This is a genomic window from Williamsia sp., assembly GCF_036566845.1.
Lineage (GTDB): Bacteria > Actinomycetota > Actinomycetes > Mycobacteriales > Mycobacteriaceae > Williamsia.
In genome coordinates this window covers 1-3,749 of record NZ_DATCVM010000076.1, presented here as the reverse complement: position 1 = coordinate 3,749, position 3,749 = coordinate 1, and the positions used below count along the sequence as shown (strand labels likewise).

The window sequence follows — 3,749 nt, the reverse complement described above, 5'->3', positions numbered from 1 at the left end:
GCCTTTGTTCTCTCTCATCGTGGATCTCTCCTAGTTCTTGCCCGCGAGGGCAGCGTCGTAGCGGGTCATGCGTTCTTTGATGTCGACGACGTAGGCCTGGGTTTCGGCGTACGGCGGGATTCCGCCGAACTGCTCGACCGCACCGGGGCCGGCGTTGTATCCGGCGAGCATGGTGTCGATCGGGTCGCCTGTGACCTGCCCGCTTTCGTGCAGGGGGCGCAGGTAGTCGGCGACGTAGCAGTCGTAGGCGCCCTGGGCCATCACCGCATCGGCGATGTTGTTCGGATCCCCCGCCCCGGCCGGCCCGTTCGGGTTGCCGTTCTCGTCGACCGGATATCCGAACGCCGCCCAGGTCTCGGGGATGAACTGCGTGTACCCCATAGCCTGCTTGGGGCTGACCTGGCCGGGGCGCCAACCCGATTCCTGTTCTAGCTGACCTGACAGGAGAACTGGCGTGATTTCCGTGCATTGCCTTGCGCTGATGACCAGCCACTTCTCGAATCCTGGTGGCACCGTTCCGGCGGCGAGGTCTGCGCCCGCGTCACCGAGGTTCGCGCCGCCGATCGTGCAATCACCCGAAGCCTTCGGCGCGGTGGAGCCGTCCACATCCGGGGCAGGTCCGTAGCTCTGACCATCCGGTGGCGTACCGTGCCCGATCGTGGTCACGTGGACGTGGTCGAAGTGATTCTGTGTCGGGCTGCCCCTGTCGTCCATGATGTTCGGCGTGCCGGTCGAGGGAATGTATTCCTGGCGCCAGATCATGTACTCGATCTGGAAATACTCGCGATTCGCCCACAAATAGTCCTTGACCGCGTCACCGAGCTTGCGGCCCTCGTCGCTGGAGTAGTCGTCGATCATGATGTCGGCAGCACGTCCAGACGGATGATCGGGGTAATCGTCGACCGGACGCCACCCGCCGATAGTCGTCAGCTGCGGAAACTTCGCATACACGGCCCGAGCGATACGGACTGTGTCGACCTGCCAATGTTCTTCCGTCCCGACATTCGCCGGTAGTGCCGCCATCTCCGCACCCGACGGCGCAGAAGGAGTCGCGGGAACCGATGGATCCGGTGTCGGCGCAGTGGGGGCAGAATCAGCGCTGCCAGGTTCGGCAGCCGCTTGGTAGTACGGCATCGGATCTACGTCGTGGCCACCGGTGAGCTTGCCGCCCTCCCACACCTCGAAATGCAGATGAGCGCCGCCGGGACCGGGAGGAGAGACCTCGCCGTTGTAGCCTTCGTTGGCGATGTGCTGACCGGCTTTGACCTGGTCACCGCTCTTGACGAGTACCCCATCCTCGAACATATGCCCATAGACGGACGAGAACATCTTCCCGTCCATCTGGTGGTCGATCACGATCCACTGGCCGAACCCCGACGCCTCCCCTGCCGCGACGACCACGCCGTCCGCGAGGGCGAAAATCGGTGCACCGACCGGACCTGCAATGTCATCACCCTTGTGGTTCGGACGATCCGGAGTGCGCCACCCCGAGGTCAGTTGACCATCCGAAGAACGCATCGGCTTCGACATCGAACCTGCCGGGACTCCCTGCGCCACAGACGAACCCGGACCGCTGCCCTTAGGTACGCAGTCCGTCGACTTCGGCTCCTCCGAGGTCGCGATGAAGACCACCACGAGAATCGGAAGGATCAGTACCAACGCCGCAGCGAGTCCCTTTTTCACGCCAGCCCCAGCTTCCCGGCGGTGAATCCACGACTGGAAGCCAGATCATGGTTCTGACGTCGCAGCCGCGCCACTTCCTCTTCCAGTGCGCGCATCCTGGCGCTCACTTCTTCCGGTGGTGCCTGCCGTGCCGGTCCATGACTTTCGCCGATCCAGCGCGAGACCGTATTGACATGCGCGCCCAACGATTTTGCGATCGCCTGGCAGCATTCGAGGCGCGAGTTGTACTGGTGTCGTGTTTCTTCGAACGTCTTCTCCGCCCATGCACGGGTCTCGTCCCCGTACCGGCTACTCACGCCACACCTTCGAGTTCGAACAGCTCGTTGAAGCGAGAGTTGGTGTCGTGCAGTTTCAGATCTATTTCGGTTTGCGTGAACACGGTCTGCACCGGGATTCCCGGAACATTGTCCTTGGCGATCTTGATCATGAACTTGCCCAGACCCGGCGGGTTGCGACGCGGACCACGGCGGGTACGGCGCATCGGAGCGCCGCGTGACCACGAGGTGATCATTGCCCGCTCGGCGGACGTGAATTGGAGAACGTCGGAGAGTCGATCGAGCTCACCGGCAGGTAGTCCGCCGCAGATGACCATTCCGGATCGTTCGATGAAGCCCTTGGCGATCTTGACGTCCACTTCGGTCGGCAGTGTCTCGAGGTCGCGGCCGGTGTGCGTGATTTGAAGCAGGCCTGTTCCGTCACTGCGGTTGAGCCTGGTGAGTTCGTCGATGCGATTGACCATTCCAGCGCCGGCACCGAGGACCTGCCACAGCTCGTCCAAGATCGCGAGGAAGTACTTCTGCGGTTCGAGACCGGCATCGGCGAGCAGATGCGCGGCCTCCATCGACCCGTAGGCGTCGGACCAGCAGCTGAGCATGACCGCGGCCTTGAGCTTCTGGTCACCGCGGGTGATGGCGGAGACATCGATGCAGATCGCCGTCGAATCCAGATCCAGTGGCACGCTCGTGTGGTCGGCGAAGATGTCGCCGAGCGGTCCGTCGAGCAATGCTTCGAGGGACTGCACCAGGCGCGTGATGATCGTGATGTAGTGATCCTCGGACTGCGCGAAGACCACCTTGCGCAGACGCTCGGAGCCCTCGATGATCTTCGCCGCGAGGTGTCTGACCAGCGGCGGATCGACGAACGAGAACTCGCCGCCCTCCCGCAACTCCCGCAAAGCCCGCGAAAGCAGCGAACTCTCGTAGTCCTCGATCGGATCCTGGCGGATCAGTTCGATCAACGCGGTGATCATCTGGAGTTGGCGTGAATGTACGACCAACTTCGTTTCTTCGATCAGTTCCTCGATGTGCGCGGCACTGACTCGATCGCGGCCGGTGAACGGGTCGATCGCAGGCAACAGTTCACCGGTGACAGCGGCCCTCTCCTCTGCGGCGCGCAGTCGAGCGAGATGCTGCTCGAGACGCGGGAGAACCGCGCCCATCGCGCCGGCCGAGAGTGGGTTGAGATGACCCTTGCCGTGGCCGAGAGTGATGACCTGACCGCCCATCGCCTGCGTGGCGCCGACGTACTCGCCCTTCATGTCGCCGGCGACAATCGGGCACTGATTCCGGGCGACCGCGCCGACGAACATCTTGCGAATGAACGAGGACTTGCCCAGAGCAGGTAGTGAAAGCAGGAACGCAGATGGGTTGGTGATCAGTCCTTCGGCGAACCACGTCAGTACATCGCAGGACGCGGAATCCCCGGTGCGCTGGTGCATTCCGATCGGGGTCCCGAGGGTGGGCGCAGTTGCGCCGATCATCCACGGGTTGAGTCCGCACGCGTGCATGGTGCTGACCTGGTACTCGATCGGGGCGAGCACGGTCTCCATCGCGCCGCCGCCGTCACTGCTGAGGTAGCTGTCGCGGAACCCACGCCGAGGCAGTGTGCGGTACGCCCGCCGCCAGGACGGGTCAGGACTCTCGTCTTCGGCGTCGTCGCGCTCCTCGTTGGCCTTGCGCCATTTCTTGAGCGCACGAGCCTTGTGCGTGAGCGGGAACGGAGCTGACACCGACCCGTTGTCGATCGCTTCGGCAAGGGTCTCGAGTTCGGCGAATTCCCACTTGCCG

At 63.4% G+C, this 3,749-nt stretch carries 3 protein-coding genes; all 3 read right to left on the bottom strand.

Annotated features, from left to right (window positions below):
• Positions 1-30: 30 nt before the first annotated feature.
• Positions 31-1,683 (bottom strand): M23 family metallopeptidase, encoded by a 1,653-nt coding sequence (locus tag VIQ49_RS06420; RefSeq protein WP_331882184.1) that lies wholly within the window; start codon positions 1,681-1,683, stop codon positions 31-33.
• Complete coding sequence (locus tag VIQ49_RS06415; protein WP_331882182.1) at positions 1,680-1,979, bottom strand: transposase; 300 nt, start codon at positions 1,977-1,979, stop codon at positions 1,680-1,682. Before VIQ49_RS06415 ends, VIQ49_RS06420 begins: the two co-directional genes overlap by 4 nt.
• On the bottom strand, positions 1,976-3,749 hold a 1,774-nt coding region (locus tag VIQ49_RS06410; protein WP_331882179.1), incomplete at its 5' end, for an ATP/GTP-binding protein. The genes VIQ49_RS06410 and VIQ49_RS06415, both read right to left, overlap by 4 nt.